At 72.2% G+C, this 4,789-nt stretch carries 5 protein-coding genes and 1 rRNA gene; 3 read left to right on the top strand and 3 right to left on the bottom strand.

What is annotated here, in order from left to right; translation table 11 throughout:
- A partial coding sequence (locus IE332_RS40380; protein ID WP_189925785.1) for an electron transfer flavoprotein subunit beta/FixA family protein occupies positions 1 to 515 on the bottom strand: 515 nt, incomplete at its 3' end.
- 347 nt (positions 516 to 862) lie between these two features.
- A complete protein-coding gene (locus IE332_RS40375) occupies positions 863 to 1,291 on the bottom strand; it encodes a TlpA family protein disulfide reductase (RefSeq protein ID WP_189926868.1) in 429 nt (142 codons plus the stop codon).
- 245 nt (positions 1,292 to 1,536) lie between these two features.
- Between IE332_RS40375 and IE332_RS40370 the strand changes: the two genes are divergently transcribed.
- The 3 genes from IE332_RS40370 (at position 1,537) to IE332_RS40360 (ending at position 4,505) form a co-directional block, all read left to right on the top strand.
- Complete coding sequence (locus tag IE332_RS40370; RefSeq protein ID WP_189926866.1) at positions 1,537 to 1,962, top strand: DUF4395 domain-containing protein; 426 nt, start codon at positions 1,537 to 1,539, stop codon at positions 1,960 to 1,962.
- Between the two features lie 274 nt (positions 1,963 to 2,236).
- Complete coding sequence (locus tag IE332_RS40365; RefSeq protein ID WP_189926864.1) at positions 2,237 to 3,007, top strand: lysophospholipid acyltransferase family protein; 771 nt, start codon at positions 2,237 to 2,239, stop codon at positions 3,005 to 3,007.
- A 214-nt stretch (positions 3,008 to 3,221) separates the two neighbouring features.
- Positions 3,222 to 4,505: a TolB family protein gene (locus IE332_RS40360; protein WP_189926862.1), complete on the top strand. Its 1,284-nt coding sequence runs from the start codon at positions 3,222 to 3,224 to the stop codon at positions 4,503 to 4,505.
- Between the two features lie 77 nt (positions 4,506 to 4,582).
- Here IE332_RS40360 and rrf read toward each other — a convergent pair.
- Positions 4,583 to 4,699: ribosomal RNA gene (rrf, locus tag IE332_RS40355) — 5S ribosomal RNA — on the bottom strand.
- Positions 4,700 to 4,789 lie beyond the last annotated feature (90 nt).

Raw genomic sequence — 4,789 nt, 5'->3', positions numbered from 1 at the left:
GACGCCTCGACCAGCTCGGTCGCCGCGTCACCGTCACGACGGCCCCGCACCACACCGCCCTCGACCGAGACCTCCGACAGCAGCGTCACCTGCGGCACACCCAGACGCTCCGCCAGCAGCGCCGGCAGCACACCCATCGTGCCGTCCGTCGACGCCATACCACCGATCACCAGGTCGAACCCGGTCTTCTCCAGCGCCTTCGCCAGCACCGCCGACGTCCCGATCACATCCGAACCGTGGATGTCGTCGTCGTTCACGTGCACGGCCTTGTCCGCACCCATCGACAGCGCCTTGCGCAACGCGTCCTTCGCGTCGTCCGGCCCCACCGTCAGCACCGTGACCTCGGAACCCTCGTTCGCCTCCGCGATCCGCAGCGCCTGCTCCACGCCGTACTCGTCCAGCTCCGACAGGAGGCCGTCCACGCCATCCCGGTCGGTGGTGTGGTCGTCCGCGAAACGACGGTCACCCGTCGCGTCCGGCACGTACTTCACACAGACAACGATCCTCAAGCTCACGGCCTTGTCTCCTGTACTGGTCTCGTCCGGCGGCTGCGGCTTTGCAAGCGGGCGCGAACACGGAACGCACCCGCTCCGGGCAGCGAATTCCCGTGCCGGTCCGGAACTTCCTGGCAGCATACTCGAGTGGCTCAGTGGTCACTACTGGCCAGTAGCTTACGCCCGGTGGCGGCGCCCGCAGCCTGCGCCCATCCTGCCCCAGCGGCGGGCCGACTCCACCTGACGGGGCGGTCCGACCGCGACGGAATCGCTCCCCGGGCAGCCCCCGAACCGTCCCGCCCCCGGACCTGAGCGAGCCCAGCCCCGACCGGCCCCGGCCCCGACCGACCCCGGACCCGACCGGTTCCTCAGACCGCCCGGCCGAGGACCGCCCGGCCGACCGCCGCGATCACGTCCGCCTTGCGCGGCTGCCCCACCGCCCGGCGCACCACCCGGCCGTCCGCGTCCAGCACCAGGACGGTCGGCGTCCGCCGGACCCCCAGCCGGCGGACCAGCTCCAGCCGTTCCTCGGCATCCACCTCGACGTGCTCGACCCCGTCCACCATCCCGGCCACCTCGGCGAGCACCCGCCGGGTCGCCCGGCACGGCTGGCAGAAGACCGTCGAGAACTGCACCAACGTCGCCCGCGCGCCCAGCGGCCCGCCCAGCTCCGCCTCCGACAGCAGTACCGTCCCGTCCTCGGTGCTCACCCTCATCCTTCCGTCTCGGCCGGCTCTCGACAGCCCGAACGTCGTCGCCAGCGCCAGTACGACAACGCACACCACCAGCCCGGTCATCCACCCAGTCTGCGCCAGCCCCCGTGGGCCCCGAAAGGCACGGTCGACCGCCGGGGGCGGGCCGCGTACGATCGGCCGGTGGACTCCGAGCGCTCCTCACCGCCGCCGCCGACCGCCCGCCGCCCCACCCTCCCGGGCCGGGCCGCCGACCCCGGCCGCCGCTGACGCCGCCACCCGTCGCCCGCCGCAACCGCCTGTCGCCACCGTCCGCCGCTGCCGCCCGTCGCGACCCTCCCGGAGCCCCCGTGCAGACCGACCCCCGAGGTCCCCGTTTCGCCGCCGCGCTCACTTCGGCCGTCCTGATCGTCGTCCTCCTCACCGGCAGCAGCGTCCTCCTCGCCGGCCAGACCCTGGTCTTCGCCCTCGCCGCGTTCGGCGGCTTACGGCTCTCCCCGTACGACTGGCTCTTCCGGATCCTCGTCCTGCCCCGCCTGGCCCCGCCCTCGGAGACCGAGGACGAGCGGCCGCTCCGCTTCGGCCAGGGCATCCTCGTGGTGTTCACCGCGGTCGGCGTCCTCGGCCACATCACCGGCGTGACCTGGCTCGGCCTGCTGGCCACCTCCACCGGCCTCGCCGCCGCCTTCCTCAACGCCGTCTTCGGCTACTGCGTCGGCTGCGAGCTCTACCCGGTGGTCCGCCGCGCCCAGGGCCGGCTCACCGCGGGGGCCTGAACCCGCCCGGCCGCGCAAGGGCCCGCCTCCCCCAGCAGCCCCGGCAACCCCCGGCCCGGTGAACGGAAAAGTTCCCGTGAGAATTCATCACGGAGATCACACCGGGAAAATCGGCTTGACTGCACGCCTCAGGTGACAGCAGGCACTCGTTCGGGGGATCATCTCCGTGTATCACCCGTGACCGCCGCGGAGTGCCGTGCTCCGGTCGGCACCGCCCGCGACGTCGCGGGCCCCCGCCGAACCGGGCTCCGGCCCGTGGAAGTCAGGACTGACCGTGGCAGAGTTCGTGTACCCGCCGGTGATCGGCGCCGCACTCACCGCCTTCCGCGCGCTCGACGTGCGGATCAAGATCGTGGGCGCCGAACACATCCCCGCCAGGGGGGGAGCGGTACTGGTCAGCAATCACATCAGCTACCTGGACTTTCTCTTCGCCGGCCTCGGCGCCTTCCGCGGCGGCAAGCGCAAGACCCGCTTCATGGCGAAGGACGACGTCTTCAAGCACGGCATCTCCGGCCCGCTGATGCGCGGCATGAAGCACATCCCGGTGGACCGCACCGACGGCCAGCCCGCGTACGAGGCCGCCGTACGCGCCCTCAAGGCCGGCGAGGTCGTCGGGGTGTTCCCCGAGGCGACGATCAGCCGCTCGTTCATGCTGAAGAAGTTCAAGACCGGCGCCGCCCGGATGGCCGCCGACTCCGGTACCCCGCTGCTGCCCGTCATCCTCTGGGGCACCCAGCAGCTCTGGACCAAGGGCCGGCCGAAGACCCTGACCAAGCGCCACGTCCCGGTCACCATCATGATCGGCGAGCCGATCCACCTCGGGCCGACCGACAAGCCCGTCATGGTCACCAGACGGCTCCGCGCCGCCATGACCGAGATGCTCGACCAGGCCCAGCGCGAGTACCCCGGCAAGCCCTCCGGCCCGGACGACACCTGGTGGCTGCCCACCCACCTCGGCGGCACCGCGCCCACCCTGGAGGTCGCCGAGGCCGAGGACGAGGCGGAGGCCCTCGCCAAGGCCGAGCGCCGCGCCGCCCGGGGCTGACGACTCCCGCCCCACCTGCACCGGCCTCTCCGCCACTCCGGCCCGCCACCGCCCGGCCCTCCACTACTCCGTGCGACCTAGCGAGCGCGATCCGTCGCGTGTCGCCCGGCCGCCGACGCGCCCCGTCTGACACAGTGACAGCTCCTTTCAGGGGCCTTCGTCCTGAACCGGCGACGGGGGCACAGGTCGAGCGGTCGGAAAGGTCGAGGCGGAGATGGCACGGATCACCGGCACACGGCAAACACCCACGAGCAGAGCCCGCACCCGCGCAAGCGCAGGTGCGGGCCTTCTGCTTCTGGGCACCCTGCTCACCGGCTGCGGGGCCGAACCCGGGGAGATCCCGCTCTCGGAGATCCGGCCGGAGTCCCCCTCGGCCGCCCCAGAAACCACGCCCACCGCGACGCCCGGCGTGGTCGGGGCGGCGGCCGGGGCCCCCGTCGCGGTCACCGCGCACAACGGACTGATCGTCAGCCGGGCCTACACCGACACCTCCCGCAGCACCAGCGCCATCGTCACCCTCGCCCCCGACGGCAGCGGCCAGCGCCAGATCACCCAGCCGCCGGACCGCGCCCGCGACGACCGCCCCGACTGGTCCCCCGACGGCACCACCGTCGTCTTCGACCGCACCGATCCGCAGACCGGCGCCGCCCGGCTCTGGTCCGTCGCCGCCTCCGGCGAAGGCGCCCACCAGATCAGCCAGCTCTGCGACAGCTCCGGCGGCGGCGCCGACTGCGCCAACGAGGACGAACGCGCCCCCGCGTACTCCCCGAACGGCAAACAGCTCGCCTTCAGCCGCTCCTGGGGCGCCCTGGACCCGGCCGGCAACAACCAGACCCAGTACTCGGACCTCTACCTGATGAGCCCCGACGGCACCGACGTCCAGCGGCTCACCTTCCTCACCAACGACAAGCCGTACTCCGGCTCGGTCAGCAACCCCAGCTGGTCCCCCGACGGCAAGCAGCTCACCTTCGAGTACCGCACCAGCGCCAGCGGGCAGCCCGCCGCCGGCCGGGCCGTCTACGTTGTCAACGCGGACGGCACCGGGCTCCGCCAGCTCACCCCCTGGGATCTACGCGCCGGCGACCGCGCCGACTGGTCCCCCGACGGCACCCGGATCCTCTTCACCACCTACCCGGCCGGCCCCGACAACGCCCCCGGCGGCGGCATCTACACCGTCCACCCCGACGGCACCGCCATCGGCGCCCTCACCCCCGCCCCCTCGGACGCCTTCTACGGCGCCGCCGCCTACGCGCCCGACGGCCAGTCCATCGTCTTCACCGAGGCCCCCGCGGGCGCCGGCGCCGACCTCTACAGCATGCGGCCGGACGGCACCGGCGTCGCCCGGCTCACCACCACCGACAAGTGGCTCAACCGCCCGTCCTGGGGAACGGCCGACCCCCCGGCCGCGCCGACCCAGACCCCCCAGCCGGAGGCCCAACGACCCGCGCAGGCCCAGGGGCAGGCCCCGACGGAGGAGGCACAGTCCGAGGAGGAGTAAGTCGGTCATCCCGAAGCACCCGGGAAACGCGAAGAACCCCCATCCGGAAACCGGATGGGGGTTCTTCAGCAATAATTGTTCGGCGGCGTCCTACTCTCCCACAGGGTCCCCCCTGCAGTACCATCGGCGCTGTGAGGCTTAGCTTCCGGGTTCGGAATGTAACCGGGCGTTTCCCTCACGCTATGACCACCGAAACACTATGAAACTGTCAACCAGACACCCGAATTCGGGTGGGTCGTTGTTTCAGAACAACACAGTGGACGCGAGCAACTGAGGACAAGCCC

It is taken from the genome of Kitasatospora xanthocidica, assembly GCF_014656195.1.
Lineage (GTDB): Bacteria > Actinomycetota > Actinomycetes > Streptomycetales > Streptomycetaceae > Kitasatospora > Kitasatospora xanthocidica.
The sequence above is the reverse complement of the archived record's forward strand: the minus strand, read 5'-3'. Positions and strand labels throughout refer to the sequence as shown.

What these genes read in the sequence shown, in the direction of transcription:
- IE332_RS40375 (WP_189926868.1), bottom strand. Translation starts at nt 1,291, where the DNA reads ATGACCGGGCTGGTGGTGTGCGTTGTCGTACTGGCGCTGGCGACGACG.
- IE332_RS40360 (WP_189926862.1), top strand. Translation starts at nt 3,222, where the DNA reads ATGGCACGGATCACCGGCACACGGCAAACACCCACGAGCAGAGCCCGC.